The 24,226-nt window shown below is 54.7% G+C and carries 20 protein-coding genes and 2 pseudogenes; 18 read left to right on the forward strand and 4 right to left on the reverse strand.

What is annotated here, in order from left to right; translation table 11 throughout:
• Positions 1–11 precede the first annotated feature (11 nt).
• On the forward strand, positions 12–1,844 hold the full coding sequence (locus AC1RKG_RS20260; RefSeq protein WP_232807826.1) for an SLC13 family permease: 1,833 nt from the start codon (positions 12–14) through the stop codon (positions 1,842–1,844).
• Positions 1,845–1,870: 26 nt separating this feature from the next.
• Here AC1RKG_RS20260 and yfbR read toward each other — a convergent pair whose 3' ends face one another.
• Together yfbR and AC1RKG_RS20270 are read right to left on the reverse strand one after the other, a co-directional pair.
• Positions 1,871–2,470 (reverse strand): 5'-deoxynucleotidase, encoded by a 600-nt coding sequence (yfbR, locus tag AC1RKG_RS20265; RefSeq protein WP_020827852.1) that lies wholly within the window; start codon positions 2,468–2,470, stop codon positions 1,871–1,873.
• A 117-nt stretch (positions 2,471–2,587) separates the two neighbouring features.
• Positions 2,588–3,802 (reverse strand): pyridoxal phosphate-dependent aminotransferase, encoded by a 1,215-nt coding sequence (locus AC1RKG_RS20270; protein WP_020827851.1) that lies wholly within the window; start codon positions 3,800–3,802, stop codon positions 2,588–2,590.
• Between the two features lie 858 nt (positions 3,803–4,660).
• On the opposite strand from AC1RKG_RS20270, the gene lrhA reads away from it, so the two are divergent.
• The 14 genes from lrhA (at position 4,661) to nuoN (ending at position 21,485) form a co-directional block, all read left to right on the forward strand.
• On the forward strand, positions 4,661–5,596 hold the full coding sequence (lrhA, locus tag AC1RKG_RS20275; RefSeq protein WP_493183640.1) for a transcriptional regulator LrhA: 936 nt from the start codon (positions 4,661–4,663) through the stop codon (positions 5,594–5,596).
• A 712-nt stretch (positions 5,597–6,308) separates the two neighbouring features.
• Positions 6,309–6,746, forward strand: coding sequence for an NADH-quinone oxidoreductase subunit A (locus AC1RKG_RS20280; protein WP_020827849.1), 438 nt, complete (start codon positions 6,309–6,311; stop codon positions 6,744–6,746).
• Between the two features lie 23 nt (positions 6,747–6,769).
• Positions 6,770–7,444 (forward strand): NuoB/complex I 20 kDa subunit family protein, encoded by a 675-nt coding sequence (locus AC1RKG_RS20285; RefSeq protein WP_012146021.1) that lies wholly within the window; start codon positions 6,770–6,772, stop codon positions 7,442–7,444.
• Between the two features lie 96 nt (positions 7,445–7,540).
• Positions 7,541–9,337, forward strand: coding sequence for an NADH-quinone oxidoreductase subunit C/D (gene nuoC, locus AC1RKG_RS20290; protein ID WP_020827848.1), 1,797 nt, complete (start codon positions 7,541–7,543; stop codon positions 9,335–9,337).
• A 2-nt stretch (positions 9,338–9,339) separates the two neighbouring features.
• A complete protein-coding gene (nuoE, locus tag AC1RKG_RS20295; protein ID WP_104410952.1) occupies positions 9,340–9,891 on the forward strand; it encodes an NADH-quinone oxidoreductase subunit NuoE in 552 nt (183 codons plus the stop codon).
• Positions 9,888–11,240 carry an NADH-quinone oxidoreductase subunit NuoF gene (nuoF, locus tag AC1RKG_RS20300; RefSeq protein WP_020827846.1) on the forward strand — a complete coding sequence of 451 codons (1,353 nt, stop codon included), beginning with the start codon at positions 9,888–9,890 and terminating at the stop codon, positions 11,238–11,240. The genes nuoE and nuoF overlap by 4 nt, the downstream gene beginning before the upstream one ends.
• A 79-nt stretch (positions 11,241–11,319) precedes the next feature.
• On the forward strand, positions 11,320–14,058 hold the full coding sequence (nuoG, locus tag AC1RKG_RS20305) for an NADH-quinone oxidoreductase subunit NuoG (protein WP_041415534.1): 2,739 nt from the start codon (positions 11,320–11,322) through the stop codon (positions 14,056–14,058).
• Positions 14,055–15,032 (forward strand): NADH-quinone oxidoreductase subunit NuoH, encoded by a 978-nt coding sequence (nuoH, locus tag AC1RKG_RS20310; protein WP_020827844.1) that lies wholly within the window; start codon positions 14,055–14,057, stop codon positions 15,030–15,032. The genes nuoG and nuoH overlap by 4 nt, the downstream gene beginning before the upstream one ends.
• 14 nt (positions 15,033–15,046) lie before the next feature.
• On the forward strand, positions 15,047–15,589 hold the full coding sequence (nuoI, locus tag AC1RKG_RS20315) for an NADH-quinone oxidoreductase subunit NuoI (RefSeq protein WP_004947256.1): 543 nt from the start codon (positions 15,047–15,049) through the stop codon (positions 15,587–15,589).
• Positions 15,590–15,602: 13 nt separating this feature from the next.
• Entirely contained in the window at positions 15,603–16,163 is a 561-nt protein-coding gene (gene nuoJ, locus AC1RKG_RS20320) for an NADH-quinone oxidoreductase subunit J (protein ID WP_020827843.1), read from the forward strand.
• Positions 16,160–16,462, forward strand: coding sequence for an NADH-quinone oxidoreductase subunit NuoK (nuoK, locus tag AC1RKG_RS20325; protein ID WP_012146014.1), 303 nt, complete (start codon positions 16,160–16,162; stop codon positions 16,460–16,462). The genes nuoJ and nuoK overlap by 4 nt, the downstream gene beginning before the upstream one ends.
• Positions 16,459–18,306 carry an NADH-quinone oxidoreductase subunit L gene (gene nuoL, locus AC1RKG_RS20330; RefSeq protein WP_187961707.1) on the forward strand — a complete coding sequence of 616 codons (1,848 nt, stop codon included), beginning with the start codon at positions 16,459–16,461 and terminating at the stop codon, positions 18,304–18,306. Before nuoK ends, nuoL begins: the two co-directional genes overlap by 4 nt.
• A 185-nt stretch (positions 18,307–18,491) precedes the next feature.
• Positions 18,492–20,021, forward strand: a complete 1,530-nt coding sequence (gene nuoM, locus AC1RKG_RS20335; protein ID WP_020827841.1) for an NADH-quinone oxidoreductase subunit M — start codon at positions 18,492–18,494, stop codon at positions 20,019–20,021.
• A 6-nt stretch (positions 20,022–20,027) separates the two neighbouring features.
• A complete protein-coding gene (gene nuoN, locus AC1RKG_RS20340; protein WP_044552632.1) occupies positions 20,028–21,485 on the forward strand; it encodes an NADH-quinone oxidoreductase subunit NuoN in 1,458 nt (485 codons plus the stop codon).
• Between the two features lie 62 nt (positions 21,486–21,547).
• Here the strand turns inward: nuoN and AC1RKG_RS20345 are convergent, their stop codons facing one another.
• Entirely contained in the window at positions 21,548–21,913 is a 366-nt protein-coding gene (locus AC1RKG_RS20345) for a helix-turn-helix domain-containing protein (protein ID WP_122079905.1), read from the reverse strand.
• A 39-nt stretch (positions 21,914–21,952) separates the two neighbouring features.
• Entirely contained in the window at positions 21,953–22,213 is a 261-nt protein-coding gene (locus tag AC1RKG_RS20350; protein ID WP_493183641.1) for a type II toxin-antitoxin system RelE family toxin, read from the reverse strand.
• A gap of 360 nt (positions 22,214–22,573) precedes the next feature.
• On the opposite strand from AC1RKG_RS20350, the pseudogene AC1RKG_RS20355 reads away from it, so the two are divergent.
• From AC1RKG_RS20355 to AC1RKG_RS20365, 3 genes and pseudogenes are all read left to right on the forward strand, one after another.
• A pseudogene (locus AC1RKG_RS20355) lies at positions 22,574–22,906 on the forward strand (Tn3 family transposase); the annotation flags it as partial.
• 1 nt (position 22,907) lies between these two features.
• Positions 22,908–23,012: pseudogene (locus AC1RKG_RS20360) on the forward strand (helix-turn-helix domain-containing protein); the annotation flags it as partial.
• An 89-nt stretch (positions 23,013–23,101) separates the two neighbouring features.
• Entirely contained in the window at positions 23,102–24,154 is a 1,053-nt protein-coding gene (locus tag AC1RKG_RS20365; RefSeq protein ID WP_493183642.1) for a PhoPQ-activated protein PqaA family protein, read from the forward strand.
• The last annotated feature ends 72 nt before the right edge of the window (positions 24,155–24,226 follow it).

The following is a 24,226-nucleotide window of genomic DNA, read 5'->3' on the forward strand; positions in this document are numbered from 1 at the left end:
GTGAGGCCGTTTTGAACAGCGAATTACTGTGGGTGCTGAGTTTACTGTTGATTGCCATTGTGTTGTTTACCACCAATAAACTGCGTATGGACGTAGTGGCGTTGCTGGTGATCATCGCCTTTGTGCTGAGCGGTACCCTGACCCTGCCGGAGGCCACGGTCGGGTTCAGCGATCCCAACGTGATCCTGATTGCTGCGCTGTTCGTGATTGGTGAAGGGCTGGTGCGTACCGGGGTGGCTTATCAGGTGGGAGACTGGCTGGTGAAGGTCGCCGGCAGTAGCGAAACCAAAATGCTGATGTTGTTGATGGTCACCGTCGCCGGCCTGGGGGCATTCATGAGCTCGACCGGCGTGGTGGCAATTTTTATCCCGGTAGTGCTCAGCGTGGCGGCGCGAATGAAAATTGCCCCGGGAAGGTTGATGATGCCGCTGAGCTTTGCCGGCCTGATCAGCGGCATGATGACCCTGGTGGCGACCCCGCCGAACATGGTGGTAAACAGCGAGCTGGTGCGCGAAGGCATCAGCGGTTTTGGCTTCTTCGGCGTGACGCCGGTAGGCCTGGCGGTGCTGGTGTTGGGCGTGGGCTATATGCTGGTGGCTCGCCGTTGGCTGGGTAATGAAGACGGCGATAAGACGCGCGAAACCTGGCAGCGACGCACCTTCCGCGATCTGATCCGTGACTACAAGCTGACCGGCCGGGCGCGTCGGCTGGCGCTGCGCAGCGGTTCGCCGCTGGTGGGACATTCCCTTGACGAGCTGCACCTGCGTGCTCGCTACGGCGCCAATGTGGTGGGCATTGAACGCTGGAAGCGCTTTCGGCGGGTAATGGTCAGCGCATCCGGCAGCACCGAGCTGCGCGAAGGCGATGTGCTGCTGCTCGACATGTCGGACAGCCAGGTCGATTTACGGGAATTTTGCAGTGAGCAGCAACTGGAACCTATGGTTCTGCGCGGCGACTATTTTTCCGAGCAGTCGCGCAACGTCGGTATGGCGGAAGTGTCGTTGATTCCTGACTCGACGCTATTGGGCAAAAGCCTGCGCGAATCCGCCTTTCGCAGCCGTTACGATCTGAACGTGGTGGGGATCCGCCGTAATGGCGAAACCCTGGCGGGCAAGCTGGTGGATGAGCCCCTGGCGCTGGGCGACATTCTGTTGGTGATTGGCGACTGGAAGGCGATTCGCCAACTGCAGGCCAAAACCCACGATTTTATCGTGCTCAATCTGCCTGCCGAGGTCGACGAGGTTGCGCCGGCCATCACCCAGGCGCCGCACGCATTATTCTGTCTGGCGTTGATGGTGGCGATGATGCTGACCGACGAGATCCCCAATCCGATCGCCGCATTGATTGCCTGCCTGCTGATGGGTAAGTTCCGCTGTATCGACATGGAAAGTGCCTACAAATCGATCCACTGGCCGAGCATTATTTTGATTGTCGGCATGATGCCCTTTGCTCAGGCATTGCAGAAGACTGGCGGGGTGGATTTGATCGTGCGCGGGTTAATGGACGTTGCCGGCGGTGCCGGGCCAAGGGTGATGCTGGTGTGCCTGTTTGTTCTGTGCGCCACTATTGGGTTGTTTATCTCCAATACGGCAACCGCGGTGTTGATGGCGCCGATCGCCATTGCCGCCGCCCGCGAAATGGGGGTGTCACCGTACCCGTTTGCCATGATTATCGCCATTGCCGCTTCGGCGGCCTTTATGACGCCGGTTTCTTCCCCGGTGAACACGTTGGTGTTGGGGCCAGGGAATTATAAGTTCGGTGATTTTGTGCGTATGGGCGTGCCGTTCACGCTGTTGGTGATGCTGGTTAGCGTGATTATCGTGCCCTGGCTGTATGCATTTTAACGGCGCAGCGGGCTGCGCCATAAGATTTACAGGGAGGAGTCGAGGCTGATTTCGTCCAGCGACAGGCTGAAGCTGGGAATAAACACGTTCATGAAATAGTCCATTTCCGGGCTGCTGCGCTGCTGCAAGGTCTTGTCCAATCGCGCCTTCGCCAGCTTGAATTCGTTATTGCCGGCAGACAGCTCCTCCAGACACTTCAGGTAGGCGCACAGCGCATCGGCCTGCTTCACCACCAACTTTTCGTCCTCGGTGTAATAGTGCTCGTCGAGAATCGAGCGGAAATCGTTGCGCAATTCGGCCGGGATCATATCCAGCAGTTTCTGCTGGGCGATCTTTTCGATCTTCTTGTACTCGTGGGCGATCTGCGGATTGTAGTATTTGATCGGCGTCGGCATATCGCCGGTGATCACTTCACTGGCATCGTGGTACATCGCCAGCAGGGCGACACGCTCGGCGCTCAGGTTGCCATTGAACTTCCGGTTCTTGATCACCGCCAGCGCATGGGCGACAAATGCCACCTGCAGGCTGTGCTCGGAAACGTTCTCGGTACGTACATTGCGCATCAGCGGCCAGCGGTTAATCAGTTTCAAACGTGACAGATGGGCAAAAAAGTGGCTCTGGCTCATGGTGCTCTCTTATACAACGGCAAGTGAGGGTTCCATTGTGAGCAGTGATGGCGGGTTATGCAACTCAGGCAGTGCGGTGATGGGGGAGAAGGGCGCAGCAGGCTGCGCCCATCATGACTATTGACGATAGCCTTCCAGGAAGCGGCCCAGTTTGCCGACCGCCATTTCCAGTTCATCTACACGCGGCAGCGTAACGATGCGCACATGATCCGGGTACGGCCAGTTGAAGGCGCTGCCCTGCACCAGCAGCACTTTTTCCTGCAGCAGCAGATCCAGCACCAATTTCTGATCGTCGTGAATATTAAAACGTTTGGCATCGATGCGTGGGAACATATACAGCGCGCCCTGAGGTTTCACGCAGGAAACCCCTGGGATTTCGTTCAACAGTTCCCAGGTGCGATTACGCTGTTCATACAGACGGCCGCCGGGTTGAATAAATTCGCTGATGCTTTGGTAACCGCCCAGTGCGGTTTGAATAGCGTGCTGCATCGGTACGTTAGCGCACAGACGCATCGACGCCAGCATTTCCAGGCCTTCGATATAGCCTTTGGCGTGTTTTTTCGGCCCGTTCAGCACCATCCAACCCTGACGGAAACCCGCCACACGGTAAGTTTTGGACAATCCGTTAAAGGTGACGGTCAGCAGGTCCGGTGCCAGCGCGGCGATCGAATGGTGTTCGGCTTCGTCATACAGAATTTTGTCGTAAATCTCATCGGAGAAGATGATCAGGTTGTGCTGACGGGCGATCTCGACGATCTGCTCCAGCAAGGCCTTGCTGTACACCGCACCGGTTGGGTTGTTCGGGTTGATGATCACGATGCCGCGGGTGCGTGGAGTGATCTTGCTGATGATGTCATCCAGATCCGGGAACCAGCCGGCTTGCTCATCGCACAGATAATGCACGGCTTTACCGCCGGACAGCGAAACTGCCGCGGTCCACAGTGGGTAATCCGGCGCCGGCACCAGCATTTCGTCGCCGCTATTGAGCAACGCCTGCATGGATTGCACGATCAGCTCGGAAACCCCGTTGCCAATGTAGATATCCTCAACGGTCACGTCGCGTATGTTGCGGGCCTGGTAGTGCTGCATGATCGCTTTACGCGCCGAGAAGAGCCCTTTGGAATCAGAATACCCTTGCGCCGTGGGCAAATTGCGGATCACGTCGACCAGGATTTCATCAGGGGCATCGAAACCGAATGGGGCTGGGTTGCCGATGTTCAGTTTCAGGACTTTATTGCCTTCTTCTTCAAGACGTTTAGCTTCTTTGAGCACCGGGCCACGAATGTCATAGCAGACGTTGTCCAGTTTGCTGGATTTCTCAATGGGGGACATAAAAAGTTGAGCCTTTTGCTGGGATGGGGGCGTTCCTACCGTGGAATGCCGCAACCTGCCCAATGTACTCCTGGCGCGGGCGCTTTTGAAGGGCCATGCACGCCTTTGGTGCAAACGAAGGGGGTAACGCAGGAACCCAGGTGAGATAAGCAATGTTAAAGTGTTTTGGTGGGTTTTAGTGCTGCATTTTATTTTGAAATTGGTATTTAATTCTGTCTTTGTGGTGGTGTGCAGTCATAATTACCCGGTATCATCCCCGTAACGGAACGGGACCCGACAAACGGGTTATCCGGCCAAAGATTAAAGAAGTTAAAATGTAAAGAAATGATAATGCCAGAGTAGTCTGATAGCGGGATGTCAATCGGCGATCCAAACTGAAAGACAAGGATGAATTACATTAGCCGTATTTCAGTTTCTATCTTAAGCGCTGTTTAAGTAGTTATTTCTGATTTATTCACGCAATAAATGTTACTGATTGAATTTATTAAAGTCATGAAAAAATGAACCAGACGTTACGCTGCGAACTACGGATTTTTCTGTGCAGAAAACGGCGCTGAGGCCAGTCTGGACGCGGGAGTTATGCAGCACGATTGGTGTGGAAATCTCACGCGTTGAATGAGTAAAATATTTAACCCGGTAAAAATGAAACACTTTCACCACTTATAAAGTACGGCATTTCTATAAGCATTCACGATAGATCACATTTTAAAAGGCGATAGAGGTAACGAAATAAAAGTAATTTTTTTGCCCTCCACTTATGAGTGGGGTACTGTCATGTCTGGCATCGTCCTTTAACGATGTCTTAGAAACACACCAGGGTAGTTTGTAAATTAGAATTCAAAAAGTGAAGAAAACACTATGACAACTGCAAATCGTCCGATACTCAATCTCGACCTCGATCTGCTAAGAACCTTTGTAGCTGTTGCTGATTTGAATACTTTTGCGGCGGCGGCAGTCGCCGTTTGTCGCACTCAATCAGCCGTCAGCCAACAAATGCAGCGGTTAGAGCAACTGGTTGGCAAAGAGTTGTTTGCCCGACATGGGCGCAATAAATTACTGACCGAACACGGTATTCAGCTTCTCGGCTACGCCAGGAAAATCCTGCGCTTCAATGACGAAGCCTGTACTTCGTTGATGTACAACAATATAAAGGGTGTTCTGACTATTGGCGCTTCCGACGATACCGCCGATACCATCCTGCCTTTCTTGCTTAACCGCGTCACGTCGGTGTACCCAAAACTGGCGATTGATGTCCGGGTGAAACCCAGCTCGTTCATGGTCGACATGCTGGAAAGCGGCGAAGTCGATCTGGCCATCACCACTATAGCTGCCGCAGATCGCCCGCACATTGTGCTGCGTACCTCGCCAACCCTGTGGTATTGCGCGGCCGATTACCATTTCCAGGCTGGCGAACCGATCCCGTTGGTGGTGATGGACGATCCAAGTCCATTCCGCGCGATGGCGATCAAACACCTGGATGACGCCGGGATCCCATGGCGGATCGCCTATGTGGCTTCGACGCTTTCCGCCGTTCGCGCCGCCTGTAAGGCCGGGCTGGGCATTACCGTTCGCCCAATAGAAATGATGAGTCCGGACCTGCGTGTGCTTGGTGCAACCGAGGGGTTACCCGCGTTGCCTGATACTCAATACAGCCTGTGCAAGGATCCTCAGTGCGGTAATGAGCTGGCGATGGCGATATTCAGCGCCATGCAGAATGGCAATGACAACTACAGCTTCAATGGACCTGGGGCATCGTTGCAAGATGATGCTTGTTTGGTTGATGATGAAGAATAACGCCGAAACGCGTTAAAACGGGATGATAAAACCTCTGCTTCGGCGGAGGTTTTTTTTTGGCCAAAATTCGGTAAAAGTTTTATTTATATCGAGTTCGTTTGATTCAGATATCGAAGTGGGTATTTATTTAAGTTTTTCTGGGTAATGAGAACGGTTATCAGACGAAAAAAATGACTTTCGCTTATTTTTTGAACGATTAATTTCACCGCTAAAGACCTGGAATAGATAGGGTTATTTTGATAGCGTGTCACGGCGATTTTTACCGCAAGAATTGACAAAATTTATTAAAGGGCCACACTTTTTTTGAGGTTTTATGCTGAAAACGTGTCCTGGATCAAAAAAATACCCCTAGGTAGTGAGTGGAAGAACAGGAGATTCCTGAGACAATGGTATAGTAAAACTGAAATGTGCATGTTGGTTTATATCTATCTGTTTCTACACGGCAATTAACTGACACGATTTAGCCTAAGCCAGGCGCATCAAATGTTAATTAAATGATACGTATGTAAACTAGTGTGTAGATACTTTTGTCAAAGTTGACAAAAGGTTATAGAAAGGAGTAAAAAGCCCACAGTAAAACGCTGCCTAACTCGCTGTAAAAGCAGTTTGTTTGTGTGGTTTATTTATCCTTCCCTTAAATCGATGTGGTGCACTAACTGCCAGATACAAGAGCAGAGCGATCGACGCCACTTTTGATGAGTAAGCATAGAGTATGTCAACAACCACTGAAGTTATCGCTCATCACTGGGCGTTCGCCGTATTTTTTGTCGTGGCTATCGGGCTTTGCGGTTTAATGCTGCTGGGCGCGTTCTTCCTGGGTGGGAGAGCCCGTGCGCGTGCCAAACATACCCCGTTTGAATCAGGCATCGACTCTGTCGGCACGGCGCGTATGCGTCTGTCCGCCAAGTTCTACCTGGTCGCCATGTTCTTCGTTATTTTCGATGTTGAAGCCTTGTACCTGTACGCCTGGTCGGTCTCCATTCGCGAGAGCGGTTGGGTTGGCTTCATCGAAGCCGCCATTTTCATTTTGGTGCTATTGGCCGGTCTGTTTTATCTGGTGCGTATCGGCGCATTGGACTGGACACCGTCGCGTTCCAAACGTCTGAGTAAACCAGGCACGATCACTAACACCAACAGTCATCCGCAGTAGTCGGTAAAAAACGAGGCATTAAGATGGACTATACGCTCACCCGCATAGACCCGAACGGTGAGAACGACCGTTACCCCCTGCAAAAACAGGAGGTCGTCGCCGATCCCCTGGATCAACAGGTTCACCGCACGGTTTACATGGGTAAACTCGAACATGCATTGCATGACATGGTGAACTGGGGGCGTAAAAACTCTATTTGGCCCTATAACTTTGGCCTTTCGTGCTGTTACGTGGAGATGGTGACGTCGTTTACCGCCGTTCACGACGTGGCTCGTTTTGGTGCCGAAGTATTGCGTGCTTCGCCGCGTCAGGCTGACCTGATGGTCGTAGCCGGTACCTGCTTTACCAAGATGGCCCCGGTTATTCAGCGCCTGTACGAACAGATGCTGGAGCCAAAGTGGGTGATCTCCATGGGGGCCTGTGCCAACTCCGGCGGCATGTACGATATCTATTCCGTCGTGCAGGGCGTGGACAAATTCTTGCCGGTCGATGTGTATATCCCGGGTTGTCCACCGCGTCCAGAAGCTTACATGCAGGCGCTGATGCTGCTGCAGGAATCGATCGGCAAAGAACGCCGTCCGCTGTCCTGGGTTGTTGGCGATCAGGGCGTTTACCGCGCCAATATGCAGTCTGAAAGAGAGCGTAAACACGGCGAGCGTATCGCGGTGACCAACCTTCGGACGCCTGACGAGATTTAAGACGTTCATTTAACGTCCATCTTAGTGCGCTATTGGTTAACACAGCGAAAAGTGAACTTGCGGCGAAATAACCCTTTAGTGTGGTGAAAAAAAATTATGACAGATTCAACGACGCACGACGCCTTGCCGGCCTGGCAGACCCGAGATCACCTCGACGATCCGGTGATTGGCGAACTGCGCAACCGTTTTGGGCCGGAAGCCTTCACTGTTCAGCCCTCCCGTACCGGAATGCCCGTGGTATGGGTCAAGCCTGACCAGTTACTGGAAGTAATGACGTTTTTGAGAAAACAGCCGAAGCCTTACGTCATGCTGTTCGATCTGCATGGCGTGGACGAGCGTCTTCGCACCCACCGCGACGGTTTGCCGGCCGCGGATTTTTCTGTTTTCTACCATCTGATTTCTATCGAACGCAACCGCGATATCATGCTGAAAGTGGCGCTGTCTGAAAAAGACCTGCACGTGCCCACAGCAACCAAGGTTTTCCCTAATGCCAACTGGTATGAGCGTGAAACCTGGGAAATGTTCGGTATTACCTTCGACGGCCACCCGCACCTGACGCGCATCATGATGCCGCAAACCTGGGAAGGCCACCCGCTGCGTAAGGATTACCCGGCGCGCGCCACCGAGTTCGATCCCTTTGTGTTGACCAAACAGAAAGAAGATCTGGAAATGGAAGCGCTGACCTTCAAGCCGGAAGACTGGGGCATGAAGCGTGGCACCGAGAACGAGGACTTCATGTTCCTCAACCTTGGCCCGAACCACCCATCTGCGCACGGTGCATTCCGTATCATTCTGCAACTGGATGGCGAAGAGATCGTCGACTGCGTTCCGGATATCGGTTACCACCACCGTGGCGCCGAGAAAATGGGCGAGCGTCAGTCCTGGCACAGCTACATTCCGTACACCGACCGTATCGAGTACCTCGGCGGCTGCGTGAACGAAATGCCTTACGTGTTGGCGGTTGAAAAGCTGGCCGGTATCAAGGTGCCGGAGCGCGTTGACACTATTCGCGTGATGCTGTCCGAACTGTTCCGCATCAACAGCCACCTGCTGTACATCAGCACGTTCATTCAAGACGTCGGCGCCATGACCCCGGTGTTCTTCGCCTTTACCGACCGTCAGAAAATTTACGATCTGGTGGAAGCGATCACCGGTTTCCGTATGCACCCGGCCTGGTTCCGTATTGGCGGTGTTGCACACGATCTGCCGCGCGGTTGGGATCGTCTGCTGCGTGAATTCCTGGAGTGGATGCCAAAACGCCTGGACTCCTACGTCAAGGCTGCGCTGAAGAACAGCATCCTGAAAGGCCGTTCCGTGGGTGTTGCATCCTACAATGCCAAAGAGGCATTGGAGTGGGGCGTGACCGGCGCCGGCCTGCGTGCTACCGGTATCGAGTTCGACGTGCGTAAATGGCGTCCGTATTCCGGCTATGAGAATTTCGACTTCGAAATCCCGGTCGGCGACGGCAACAGCGACTGCTACACCCGCGTGATGCTGAAGGTAGAAGAGCTGCGCCAGAGCCTGCGCATCCTTGAGCAGTGCCTGAACAACATGCCGGAAGGCCCGTTCAAGGCCGATCACCCGCTGACCACGCCGCCGCCGAAAGAGCGTACGCTGCAGCACATTGAAACGCTGATCACCCACTTCCTGCAGGTTTCCTGGGGCCCGGTGATGCCAGCCAACGAATCATTCCAGATGATTGAAGCCACCAAAGGGATCAACAGCTACTACCTGACCAGCGACGGCAGCACCATGAGCTACCGCACCCGGGTACGTACGCCAAGCTTCGCGCACCTGCAGCAAATCCCAGCGGTAATCCGTGGCAGCCTGGTCTCCGACCTGATCGTCTATCTGGGTAGTATCGATTTTGTAATGTCAGATGTGGACCGCTAACTATGCATGATCAAAAAGACAATCACGCGAATAACGAAGCGCTTGAACCCATCAATGCGGCCGCTCCTCAGAGCGGCGTTGATGCATTTGAGCTGAGCGCGGAAGAACGTGATGCGATCGAGCACGAAAAGCACCATTACGAGGATCCACGCGCCGCCTCAATCGAAGCACTGAAAATTGTGCAGAAGCAGCGCGGCTGGGTTCCGGACGGTGCGATTTATGCCATCGCGGAAGTGCTGGGCATTCCTGCCAGCGACGTAGAAGGCGTGGCCACGTTCTACAGCCAGATTTTCCGTCAGCCAGTAGGACGTCACGTGATCCGTTATTGTGACAGCGTTGTTTGTCACATCACCGGTTACCAGGGCATTCAGGCCGCCATCGAGAAGAAGCTAAGCATCAAACCGGGTCAAACCACCTTTGATGGTCGCTTCACTCTGCTGCCAACCTGCTGTCTGGGCAACTGCGATAAAGGGCCGACCATGATGATTGATGAGGACACTCACAGTCAGCTGAAGCCTGAAGATATCGAGACGCTACTGGAGCAGTATCAATGATTAAAGACATTGTACGCACTCCCGAAATGCACCCGCTGACCTGGCGACTGCGCGATGACAAACAGCCGGTCTGGCTGGATGAATACCGCAGCAAAAACGGCTATGCGGGCGCCGAAAAGGCCATTAAAGGCCTGGCTCCGGACGAGATCGTCAACCTGGTGAAAGACGCCGGGTTGAAAGGCCGCGGCGGCGCAGGTTTCTCCACCGGTCTGAAGTGGAGCCTGATGCCGAAAGACGAATCCATGAACATCCGTTACCTGCTGTGTAACGCCGATGAAATGGAGCCGGGCACCTATAAAGACCGCTTGCTGATGGAACAGATGCCGCACCTGTTGGTGGAAGGCATGCTGATCTCGGCTTTCGCGCTGAAGGCTTACCGCGGCTATATCTTCCTGCGCGGTGAGTACATCGAAGCGGCGGTGCATTTGCGCCGTGCGATTGCCGAAGCTACCGAAGCCGGGTATCTGGGCAAGAACATCATGGGCAGCGGTTTCGACTTCGAGCTGATTGTTCATACCGGTGCCGGTCGCTACATCTGTGGCGAAGAAACCGCGCTGATTAACTCGCTGGAAGGCCGCCGCGCCAACCCGCGCTCCAAGCCACCATTCCCGGCTTCCTCCGGCGTATGGGGCAAACCGACCTGCGTTAATAACGTAGAAACCCTGTGTAACGTGCCGGCCATTCTGGCGAACGGCATTGACTGGTACAAGGGGATCTCCGCCGGCAAAAGTAACGACGCCGGGACCAAACTGATGGGCTTCTCCGGCCGGGTGAAAAACCCAGGCGTTTGGGAGCTGCCGTTTGGTACCACCGCACGTGAAATTCTGGAAGATTACGCCGGTGGCATGCGTGACGGACTGCGTTTCAAAGCCTGGCAGCCAGGTGGCGCAGGGACCGACTTCCTGACTGCCGATCATCTCGATCTGCCAATGGACTTCGAGAACATCGGTAAAGCCGGCAGCCGTCTTGGCACCGCGCTGGCGATGGCGGTGGACCACGAAATCGGTATGGTTCCGTTGGTGCGCAACCTGGAAGAGTTCTTCGCTCGCGAGTCCTGCGGTTGGTGTACGCCATGCCGTGACGGCCTGCCGTGGAGCGTGAAGATCCTGCGTGCGTTGGAAAATGGCCAAGGGCAGCCGGGGGATATCGAAACCCTCGAGCAGCTGTGCCGTTCCCTCGGCCCGGGCAAAACCTTCTGCGCCCACGCGCCAGGTGCCGTAGAGCCACTGCAAAGCGCAATTAAATATTTCCGTGAAGAGTTCGAAGCGGGCATCGCCGTGAAGCATTTCAGTAACGCGCATGCGATTGGCGGCATTCAGCCGAACAACCTGCTGAAGCAACGCTGGTAAGCCGACTCGCCCCGACGACACGGCCAGAATTTTTGATTAACGCCTGCCGCAAGGCAGGCCACTTGGAAGCATGCTGACTATGGCTACGATTCATGTAGACGGCAAAGAATACGACGTAGATGGAGCTGACAACCTGTTGCAGGCTTGTCTCTCTCTCGGCCTCGATATTCCTTACTTTTGCTGGCATCCGGCGCTGGGAAGCGTCGGCGCTTGCCGCCAATGTGCGGTAAAGCAATACCAAAACGCGGAAGATACGCGTGGCCGTTTGGTGATGTCTTGTATGACACCGGCATCCGATGGAACCTTTATTTCCATCGACGATGCCGAAGCCAAACAGTTCCGTGAAAGCGTGGTTGAGTGGTTGATGACCAACCACCCGCACGACTGTCCGGTATGTGAAGAAGGCGGTAACTGTCACCTGCAGGATATGACAGTAATGACCGGCCACAGCTTCCGTAAATACCGCTTCAGCAAGCGTACCCACAACAACCAGGAACTGGGGCCGTTTATCTCGCATGAGATGAACCGCTGCATCGCCTGCTACCGTTGTGTACGCTATTACAAGGATTATGCGGACGGCACCGACTTCGGTGTGTACGGCGCGCACGATAACGTCTATTTCGGTCGTGTTGAGAGCGGCACGCTGGAAAGCGAGTTCTCCGGCAACCTGGTAGAAGTGTGCCCGACCGGCGTGTTCACCGACAAAACCCACTCCGAGCGTTATAACCGTAAGTGGGACATGCAGTTTGCACCAAGCATTTGCCAGCAGTGCAGCATCGGCTGTAACACCAGCCCGGGCGAGCGCTATGGTGAATTGCGTCGCATCGAAAACCGCTATAACGGCAGCGTGAACCACTACTTCCTGTGCGACCGCGGCCGCTTCGGTTATGGCTACGTGAACCAGAAAGATCGTCCACGTCAGCCACAGCAGCTGCGCGGCAACGACTGGATCACCCTGAACGCCGAACAGGCTATGCAGGGCGCGGCGGACATCCTGCGTCAGGCGAAGAAAACCATCGGTATCGGCTCACCCCGCGCCAGTCTGGAAAGCAACTTCGCACTGCGTGAACTGGTCGGTGCCGAGAATTTCTACACCGGTATTTCACAGGCGGAACAGGGTCGTCTGAACCTGATGCTGAACGTGCTGCAAAACAGCGGCGTTCACACGCCTGCGCTGCGCGAAATTGAAGGCTACGACGCGGTATTGGTGCTGGGTGAAGATCTGACCCAGACCGGCGCACGTATTGCTTTGTCGGTACGTCAGGCGGTGAAGGGCAAGGCTCGCGCCATGGCTGCAGCCCAGCGCGTTGCCGACTGGCAGATTGCCGCGATACAAAACATTGGTCAGCATGCCAAGTACCCACTGTTCGTCACCAACGTGGACAACACCCGTCTGGACGACATCGCTGCGTGGAACTACCGTGCACCGGTAGATGAGCAAGCGCGTCTCGGCTTCGCCATCGCCCACGGGCTGGATAATGCGGCACCGGCGGTCAACGATTTGGCTGACGGCCTGAACAAGAAAGTCGATATCATCGTGCAGGCGCTGACCGACGCACGTAAACCGCTGATCGTCACCGGTAGCAACGCCGGCAGCGAAGCCATCATCGAAGCGGCGGCCAACATCGCCAAAGCGCTGAAGGATCGCGGCTCTGATGTGGGTATCACCTTCGTGGCCAGCGCGGCCAACAGCATCGGTTTGTCGATGATTGGCGGTGGTTCGCTCGATCAGGCGCTGTCGCAGCTGGAAAACGGCGAAGCAGACACCGCTATCGTGATGGAAAACGATCTCTACCGGCATGCGCAGGCGGCAAAAGTGGACGCCGCGTTGGCCAAGGTCAGCAACCTGATCGTGGTTGATCATCAGCGCACCGCGATCATGGATCGGGCCAACCTGATCCTGTCGGCGGCCAGCTTTGCAGAAAGCGACGGTACCCTGGTCAACCAGGAGGGTCGCGCACAGCGTTTCTTCCAGGTTTACGATCCGGCCTACTACGACGACGCGAAAAAAGACGTTTACACCGTAATGCTGGAAAGCTGGCGTTGGATGCACTCGCTGCATTCCACCTATACCAGCCGTCACGTGGACTGGACGCAGCTCGATCACGTTATCGAAGCCTGTGTTACCGCGTTGCCGCAGCTGCAGGGCATTGTGGACGCGGCACCGGACGCAAGTTTCCGCATCCGAGGTCAAAAATTGGCACGTTCGCCGCATCGTTCCAGTGGTCGTACGGCTATGCGCGCCAACATCAGCGTGCACGAGCCGCGTCAGCCGCAGGATAAAGACACCATGTTCGCCTTCTCGATGGAAGGGAACAACAGCCCGCTGGCCGATCGTCAGCAGATCCCGTTCGCCTGGGCACCAGGTTGGAACTCACCGCAGGCATGGAACAAGTTCCAGGCCGAAGTGGGCGGCAAGCTGCGTCATGGCGATCCGGGCGTGCGTCTGATCGAAGCAGGGGAGGGCAAGCTGGATTACTTCACCCAGGTGCCTGCCGCCTTTGATCATGAGCAAGGCTGGCGTGTCGCGCCTTATTACCACCTGTTCGGCAGTGATGAAATGTCACAGCGTTCCGGCGTGATCCAGCAGCGTATGCCAGAGGCCTACGTGATGGTGAACCCGGCGGATGCCGCTACGCTTGGCGTGAATGCCGGCGCGCTGGTGGAGTTCAGCTGTGCGGGCCAGACGCTGCGTCTGCCGGTGCGCCTGAGTGAAACGCTGACCCAGGGCCAGGTGGGCTTACCGCTTGGCTTGCCAGGGATCCCGCCGGTATTGGTGGGTGCGACGGTTGAAAATCTGCGGGAGGCAACACGATGAGCTGGTTTACCCCTGAGGTGATCGACATTCTGATCTCCGTGCTTAAAGCGGTAGTGATCCTGCTGGTCGTCGTCACCTGCGGTGCTTTCATGAGCTTCGGCGAACGTCGCCTGCTCGGCCTGTTCCAGAACCGTTACGGACCAAACCGTGTCGGCTGGGGCGGTTCGCTGCAGCTGGTCGCCGACATGATCAAAATGTTCTTCAAGGAAGACTGGGTTCCGAAATTCTCCGACCGGGTGATCTTCACCCTGGCGCCGATGATCGCCTTTACTTCCCTGTTGCTGGCATTTGCCATCGTTCCGGTCAGTCCGACCTGGGCGGTGTCCGACCTCAACATCGGTATTTTGTTCTTCCTGATGATGGCCGGCCTGGCGGTATACGCCGTGCTGTTCGCCGGCTGGTCGAGCAACAACAAATACTCGCTGTTGGGGGCGATGCGTGCTTCTGCGCAAACCCTGAGCTACGAAGTGTTCATCGGCCTGTCGCTGATGGGCGTGGTGGCGCAGGCGGACTCCTTCAACATGCAGACCATTGTTGAATCTCAGGCGCATCTGTGGAACGTCATCCCGCAATTCTTCGGTTTCGTGACCTTTGCGATTGCCGGCGTTGCGGTGTGTCACCGTCACCCGTTTGACCAACCGGAAGCCGAGCAGGAACTGGCTGACGGTTACCACATTGAATACTCCGGCATGAAGTTCGGTCTGTTCTTCGTGGGTGAGTACATCGGTATCGTCACCGTTTCTGCCCTGATTGTGACGTTGTTCTTCGGTGGCTGGCAGGGGCCATTCCTGCCGCCATTCATCTGGTTCGCGCTGAAAACGGCTTTCTTCATGATGATGTTCATTCTGATTCGTGCTGCTCTGCCACGTCCGCGCTATGACCAGGTAATGGCCTTCGGCTGGAAAGTGTGTCTGCCGCTGACGCTGCTGAACCTGCTGGCAACTGCCGCAGTCATTTTGTACAACGCTCAATAAGGGGTGAATAAACCATGACATTGAAAGAGTTATTGGTTGGTTTCGGCACCCAGGTGCGCAGCATTTGGATGATAGGCCTGCATGCCTTCGCCAAGCGCGAAACCCAGATGTATCCGGAAGAACCGGTTTACCTGCCGCCGCGTTACCGTGGCCGTATCGTGCTGACGCGCGATCCGGACGGTGAAGAGCGTTGCGTAGCCTGTAACCTGTGTGCGGTTGCCTGCCCGGTGGGCTGTATCTCGCTGCAAAAAGCAGAACAGAAAGATGGCCGTTGGTATCCGGAGTTCTTCCGCATCAACTTCTCGCGCTGCATTTTCTGCGGCCTGTGCGAAGAAGCTTGCCCAACTACCGCGATCCAGCTGACGCCGGATTTCGAAATGGGTGAGTTCAAACGCCAGGACCTGGTGTACGAAAAAGAAGATCTGTTGATCTCGGGGCCGGGTAAATATCCGGAATATAACTTCTACCGGATGGCCGGTATGGCGATTGACGGCAAAGCCAAGGGCGAAGCCGAAAACGAAGCCAAACCGATCGACGTCAAAGGTCTGTTGCCTTAAGGAGCCAGCAAGCATGGAAATTGCCTTTTATCTGGCAGGTTTGATTGCGGTGATCGCGACCATTCGCGTGATCTCGCATACCAACCCTGTGCATGCGTTGCTGTATCTGATCGTCTCGCTGTTGGCGATCTCTGCAGTCTTCTTCTCACTCGGCGCGTACTTCGCAGCGGCGTTGGAGATCATCGTTTACGCCGGTGCCATCATGGTGCTGTTCGTGTTCGTGGTCATGATGTTGAACCTCGGCAGCGCGGTACAAAAGCAAGAGCGCGACTGGCTGAAGCCGTCGGTATGGATCGGTCCGGGCCTGCTGTCGTTGCTGCTGCTGGCGGTGCTGATTTTCGCGATTCGCAGCGTGTCCGATCAGGGCATCAGCGGTGAGATGGTAGACGCCAAAGCCGTGGGGATCAGCCTGTTCGGTCCTTACGTGTTGGCGGTTGAGCTGGCTTCAATGCTGCTGTTGGCAGGTCTGGTTGTTGCCTTCCACATTGGCCGTGAGCACAAACCGGGTGAGGTGTTGAGCAACGCGCCGGTTGGTGGCGAAATGGCGAGAAGAAAATCGGAGGAGCAAGCATGATCCCTCTTCAACATGGCCTGATTCTGGCGGCGATCCTGTTCGTCCTGGGTCTGACCGGGTTGCTGGTTCGTCGTAATCTGCTGTTTATGCTGATCAGTCTGGAAGTGATGATCAACGCCGCAGCATTGGCGTTTATCGTGGCGGGTAGTTACTGGGGCCAACCGGATGGGCAGGTGATGTACATCCTGGCGATCAGTTTGGCGGCAGCCGAGGCCAGTATCGGTCTGGCGTTGCTGCTGCAGCTCTACCGTCGCCGTCATACCCTGAATATTGATACTGTCAGTGAGATGCGCGGATGAACCTATTATATTTAACTATTCTGCTACCGCTGATCGGGTTCCTGCTGTTGGCCTTTTCACGAGGCCGCTGGTCTGAGAACGTCTCGGCAACCATTGGCGTAGGCTCTATCGGCCTGGCTGCGTTGGTCACGGTGCATGTGGCGATGGATTTCTTCGCCCAGAAAGCGACGGGCGTGCAGCTGTTTGAGCAGAGCCTGTGGAACTGGATGACCGTCGGTAACTTTAATATCGGCGTGACTTTGACGCTGGACGGCCTGTCGTTGACCATGTTGTCCGTGGTCACCGGCGTGGGCTTCTTCATCCACATGTTCGCGTCCTGGTACATGCGCGGTGAAGAGGGCTACTCGCGCTTCTTCGCTTACACCAACCTGTTTATCGCCAGCATGGTGGTATTGGTACTGGCAGACAACCTGTTGCTGATGTACCTGGGCTGGGAAGGCGTGGGCCTGTGCAGCTACCTGCTGATCGGCTTCTACTACAAGGATCCGGCCAACGGTGCTGCGGCGATGAAAGCCTTCATCGTGACCCGCGTCGGCGACGTGTTCCTGGCGTTCGCGCTGTTCATCCTCTACAACGAGCTGGGCACGCTGAACATCCGCGAACTGATGATCCTGGCACCGCAAAAACTGGCGGTCGGCGATACGGCGATCACCTGGGCTACCCTGATGTTGCTGGGCGGCGCGGTCGGTAAATCAGCGCAGCTGCCGTTGCAGACCTGGCTGGCAGACGCCATGGCGGGTCCAACCCCGGTTTCCGCACTGATCCACGCGGCGACCATGGTGACCGCGGGCGTTTACCTGATTGCCCGTACGCACGGCCTGTTCCTGATGGCGCCGGAAGTGTTGCATCTGGTGGGCATTATCGGGGCAGTGACCCTGGTGCTGGCCGGCTTTGCCGCGCTGGTACAGACTGACATCAAACGCGTACTTGCCTACTCCACCATGAGCCAGATTGGTTACATGTTCCTGGCGTTGGGTGTGCAGGCGTGGGATGCAGCAATCTTCCATCTGATGACCCATGCGTTCTTCAAGGCGCTGCTGTTCCTCTCCTCCGGTTCAGTGATCCTGGCTTGCCATCACGAGCAGAACATCTTCAAGATGGGCGGCCTGCGCAAGAGCATTCCACTGGTTTACGTCTGCTTCCTGGTGGGGGGCGCTGCGCTGTCGGCACTGCCGCTGATCACCGCAGGCTTCTTCAGTAAGGATGAGATCCTGGCGGGTGCGATGGCCAACGGTCACATCAACCTGATGATTGCCGGCCTGGTCGGTGCGTTCATGACCTCGCTGTACACCTTCCGTATGATTTTCATCGTGTTCCATGGCGAAGAGAAAATCAAAGCGCATGCCGGTAAAGGCATCACTCACCACCTGCCGCTGTTGGTTCTGCTGGTGCTGTCCACCTTCGTTGGCGCGATGATTGTTCCGCCACTGCAGGGCGTACTGCCAGATACCACCGAGCTGGCGCACGGTAGCGTGCTGCAGTTGGAAATTACCTCCGGCGTAGTGGCTATTGTTGGCATCCTGTTAGCGGCGGCGCTGTGGCTGGGCAAACGTACCCTGGTTACCCGCATCGCCAATAGCGCACCGGGACGTTTCTTCTCTACCTGGTGGTTCCATGCCTGGGGCTTCGACTGGCTGTACGACAAAGTATTCGTCAAGCCGTACCTGGGTATTGCGAAGTTGCTGCAACGTGATCCGCTGAACTCGATGATGAACTTGCCGGCCATTTTCTCCCGCTGGGGGAACCGTGGTCTGACAGTGAGCGAGAACGGTCAGGTGCGTTGGTATATAGCGTCTATGGGTGTGGGTGCAGTGGTCGTATTGGCTCTGTTGATAATAATTTAAAGCATTTATCGGGCATAGCGCTGTGCTATGTACAATGTTTTATACCGTATGAATTTCGCGTTGTGGCCAGGCGGCAAGTGCGTGAATCCCCGGGAGCTTACTGAAGTAAGTGACCGGGGTGAGCGAACGTAGCCAACGACGCCACAGCGTGAAAGACAACGGTAGAATAAGGGACACAAAACGCCATGCTATTACCTTGGCTAATTCTTATCCCCTTTATTGGCGGTCTGCTGTGCTGGCAGTTTGAGCGCTTCGGTACTAAGGTGCCGCGCTGGATTGCGTTGATCGCAATGGGGCTGACATTGGCGCTTTCTCTGCATCTGTGGATGCAGGGCGGCTACACGTTGACTACGCCGAAAGGCATTCCGCAGTGGCAGTCTGAATTCCTGCTGCCGTGGATCCCACGCTTTGGCATTTCCATCCACCTGGCGCTGGACGGACTTTCACTGCTGATGGTCGTGCTGACCGGCCTGCTGGGCGTGTTGGCTATCCTCTGTTCCTGGCGTGAAATCCAGAAATACCAGGGCTTCTTCCACCTGAACCTGCTGTGGATCCTGGGTGGGGTTATCGGCGTGTTCCTCGCCATCGACATGTTCCTGTTCTTCTTCTTCTGGGAAATGATGTTGGTGCCGATGTACTTCCTGATCGCACTCTGGGGTCACAAGGCGTCGGACGGGAAAACCCGCATCACTGCGGCCACCAAGTTCTTCATCTATACCCAGGCCAGCGGTCTGGTGATGCTGATTGCCATTATGGGCCTGGTGTTTGTGCACTATAACGCGACCGGCGTGTGGACCTTCGATTACGAAGACCTGCTGCAAACGCCAATGTCGCACAACGTGCAATACCTGTTGATGCTGGGCTTCTTCATCGCCTTCGCGGTGAAAATGCCGGTGGTGCCGTTGCACGGCTGGTTGCCGGATGCGCACAGCCAGGCTCCTACCGCAGGTTCTGTCGACCTGGCGGGGATCTTGCTGAAGACCGCGGCCTATGGCCTGTTGCGCTTCAGCCTGCCGCTGTTCCCGGAAGCTTCGCATGAGTTCGCGCCAATCGCCATGTGGCTGGGTGTTATCGGTATCTTCTACGGCGCCTGGATGGCGTTTGCGCAGACCGATATCAAGCGTCTGATCGCTTACACCTCGGTTTCCCATATGGGCTTCGTCCTGATCGCCATTTACACCGGCAGCCAACTGGCTTACCAGGGTGCAGTGATCCAGATGATTGCACACGGCCTGTCTGCGGCCGGTATGTTCATCATCTGTGGCCAGTTGTACGAACGTCTGCACACTCGCGACATGCGTGAAATGGGCGGCCTGTGGGGGCGTATCAAATACATCCCTGCGCTGTCGCTGTTCTTCGCGGTGGCTACGTTGGGGATGCCGGGTACCGGTAACTTCGTCGGTGAATTCATGATCCTGTTCGGCAGCTATCAGGTTGTGCCGGTGATCACCGTGATTTCTACCTTCGGTCTGGTGTTTGCTTCGGTTTACTCGTTGATCATGATGCAGCGTGCCTACTACGGCAAAGCCAAGTCTGACCAACCTTTGCCGGGCATGACCGCGCGTGAGCTGTTCATCATTCTGCTGTTGGTGGTGTTGCTGGTTCTGTTGGGGTTCTACCCACAACCGATTCTGGACACTTCTAATGCGGCGATGAGCAACGTGCAACACTGGTTTGGTTCGTCAGTTTCAGCAATTTCAACAACAAGGCCGTAATTCGCCATGACAATAACTCCTCAACAACTGATCGCACTGTTGCCGCTGTTGATCGTCGGATTGACGGTGGTGGTTGTGATGCTAGGCATTGCGTGGCGACGCGACCACTTTATCAACGCCACCCTGACCGTGATCGGGCTAAACCTGGCGCTGCTTTCGCTGTACTTTGTAGGCCAGGCAGGCCCAATGGATGTCACCCCGCTGCTGCGGGTTGACGGCTACTCGATGTTCTATACCGGGCTGGTGATACTGGCGAGTCTGGCGACCTGTACCTTTGCCTATCCGTGGCTGGTCGGTTACCCGGACAACCGCGAAGAGTTCTACCTGCTGGTGCTGATTGCTACCCTGGGTGGCATTCTGCTGGCGAGCGCCAACCATCTGGCCTCGCTGTTCCTCGGTATTGAACTGATCTCGCTGCCGCTGTTTGGTCTGGTGGGCTACGCCTACCGCCAGAAGCGACCGCTGGAAGCGGCCATCAAGTACATGCTGCTGTCCGCCGCGGCGTCGTCGTTCCTGCTGTTCGGTATGGCGCTGTTGTATGCGGAGTCCGGTGACCTGTCGCTGGCCGGCCTGGGCAAGAGCCTGCAAGAAAACATGATGCACCAGCCGCTGATCCTGGCCGGTATGGGCATGATGATTGTCGGTCTGGGCTTCAAGCTGTCGCTGGTGCCGTTCCAACTGTGGACGCCGGATGTGTATCAGGGGGCGCCTGCGCCGGTTTCAACCTTCCTGGCCACCGCCAGCAAGATTGCTATCTTTGCGGTCGTTATGCGTCTGTTCCTGTATGCGCCTGCTGCCGACAACGAAGCGCTGCGCATGGTGCTGTCGATCATTGCCGTTTGTTCGATTTTGTTCGGCAACCTGATGGCCATCAGCCAGACCAACATCAAGCGTCTGCTGGGTTACTCGTCGATTGCCCACCTGGGTTATCTGCTGGTGGCGCTGATTGCGGTGCAAACCCACCAGCTGTCGCTGGAAACCGCCGGGGTTTACCTGGCCGGTTACCTGTTCAGCAGCCTGGGCGCGTTCGGCGTGGTCAGCCTGATGTCCAGCCCGTACCGTGGCCCGGATGCAGATTCACTGTTCTCCTACCGCGGTCTGTTCTGGCATAAGCCAATTCTGTCCGCCGTCATGACGGTGATGATGCTGTCACTGGCCGGTATCCCGATGACCCTGGGCTTTATCGGTAAGTTCTTCGTGATCGCAATGGGCGTCAGCGCTCACCTGTGGTGGTTGACCGGCGCCGTGGTGCTGGGTAGCGCCATTGGTTTGTACTACTACCTGCGCGTCACCGTCAGCCTGTTCCTCAGCGCGCCGGAAGCGCTGCAGCGCGATACCCCAAATAACTGGGCGTTGACCGCAGGCGGCGTAGTGGTGTTGATCTCCGCCGCGTTGGTGCTGTTGCTGGGTGTTTATCCGCAGCCGCTGATTACGCTGGTACAGATGGCACAACCGATGTTCTGATGGGCATCAGGGCAGTAAAAAAGGTCGCTTCGGCGACCTTTTTTTATGGCGTGGGGAACGGATTAGAGCATCATCTGCGACGGGCTACAGTGGTATAACTCTGCCAGTTTTTCCCGGGTTTTTTTTTGCGGTTTAGAGTCAATGGCTTCCCACTGAGAAACGGCAGATTGGGTAGTCCCCAGCCTTGTCGCCACATCGTACTGCGAGAAGCCGCGGAAAATTCGCCATGCGGCTATCAGACTGATGTTCTGATCCAACATGATAGAGACCACTTCATGAGGAACAGTTTCATCATCGTGCGCATCGCTATGATAGGGAACAGACTCATAGTCATCTTGCCGGCCTACCAGCTTTTTATATTCATCGAGAGGCAATATCACGTACAGCGGCTTGCCTGATTCATCATGGATATATTGTAACTTCGCCATCTGGCATACCTCGGATTTTAAATTTCAACTCAACGCGGTTTAGTAAGCTGTCGACGTTCTACGCTTCACTTGTTGGATCAGACAGACAATAGGTTCACCATCACTCATCTCAAAAATAATGCGGTAGCTGCCGACGCGCAGGCGAAATTGGCTGTCAGCACCATGCAATTTTTTGATATCCAGTCCGGCGGCCGGAAACGCGCTTAACAGCCCGACCTTGTCTCTAATGGCTGAGCGATCCTGAGTCGGTAGCGTCAGCAATTGTTTAACTGCTTTGCGCGACCAGTTAACCTTTGCCATCATTCCCTCGACAGTGGGGGCACGTCCTGTGCATTAATTAGATAATAAGCTTTTTATCTAATTATGACAATGTGGTGAAACGGGATAAGAGGGGCAGGGTAAGTCACCTTAACCCCTGAATAGGCCTAGTGGGAGCGAAGCTGCAAAGGCGACATCTGACTTTTTTGAACTGGAACTGAGTAAAAATCACTCACCTGTGAAATGGCTACCATAGCGATTACCCATTGATGACTCAGGGTGTTGGGATGTTGTCACAGGAGAAGGCTTTTGATGACAGGGACGAGTGGCGTTTGCTTGCTGACGAGCTTTCCCTGCTACCGGGTATGACCGATACGGGGCATCTGGGATTTTCCCTTCAACTTCTATGCGGTGGGTGATGTACCTGTTGACGGTATTATTCAGAAAAAATGGCGGGATGTTGTCATCGTACAGAGCCAGTCCGGTGAAGAACGTATTAATCGTATCAACTATGAAATTTGTGTATTACGGGTTTTACGCAAAAGTCTGCGCAATAAAGAAATCTGGGTCACCGGCGCGGATCGTTATTGTGATCCAGCAGAAGATCTCTCAGACGATTTTTCCACTAATCGCGTATATTATTATTCCCTGTTGCAGGCACCCACTGATGCGACAATCTTTATTAATCAGATCAAAGACAGGATGCGCCACTGGCTCGGTACGCTGAATAAAGGTGGTGCTGGAACGTCTTAATGCTGGTGCAAGCATTAGTGCTATTGCCAGAGAATTCGGCACCTCGCGGCAGGCTGTTATTCGTTTGCGAGATAAGACTGGAGATTAACATGCAGCAATAAGGCTGGTGACCATGCTGGTCATCAGCCTGTAATGAATGAGTTCTTAAGTTCTTATTTACCCTTTAAAAGGAGTTTCATGATGAAAATCAGAATATTATATCTGGCGATGCTGTTTATCTCGCCTGCCTGTCTGGCGTTGTCTGCAGGTGAATACGATAAAAATACCAGTCTGACGCACGTCATTTCTGATTACAGGATGTCACTTGCATCACTTCCTCTTGATTATTCTCTCCTGGAAAAAAAACAGCTGCCTGGCGTTATGCTGCAGAGGTATAGCCTGAATTCACAGGCGTGGTCTCCACAGGGTGTCGTTTCCCCGGAACGCTGGCAGAACGGAGTGGATATCTATATTCCTGATTCTGCCAGAGAAAAAAATGCCCTTGTTGTTATCAATAACGGCAGCAACAATGATGGCTCAGGCAGTCCTGTGGCGGCCACAAACTTCAGTGAGGAAGAACTATCACGCATCGCGGTTGCCACACGAACTGTTGTGATATCAGTCAGTAACGTTCCTAATCAGGCGCTGAGTTATCAGGGAGTAGCGACACCTCTGACTGAAGATCACAGTGTGGCATATACCTGGAAACTGTTTGTCGGAGATACTCAGAAATACCAGGACGCGTCTCTTCATATCCCTATGGCGGCCTCGGTATCACAGGCGTTCAGGCTGGCGAAGAAAGAACTGGCACAACAAAATATCACTAAATTTATGGTTACGGGTGTCTCCAAGCGTGGTTGGGCCGCATGGCTTACTGCCTTGTCTGACCCGGATGTTGATGCCGTTATTCCTATTGCTTTTGATCTGCTGGATACTAAAAAGTCCCTGGAACACATGTATCAGTCATATGGGAAGAACTGGCCAGTCGCCTTTTATCCGTATTATCAACAGGGCATTGACCAGCAGATTGGTACAGATGAGTTTGCAAAACTGATGACACTGGAAGACCCGCTTTCTTATCTGAATACCAATATGGGCAACCGTCTGAAAATTGATAAATACATCATTAACGCCAGCGGTGATGATTTCTTTGTCCCGGACAACAGTCATTTTTATTATGGCCAGTTACCAGGTCAGAAGTCTCTGCGCGTTGTACCGAACTCCTCACATTATAGCATTGTGTCTGTGTAGTGGCACAGTAAATTTGGCCACCTGATTAAAGGTGATATCCTCACCTCAACACAAAACAGGTGACTTAATGAA

Source organism: Serratia sp. GW822-FHT06D09 (assembly GCF_058799515.1).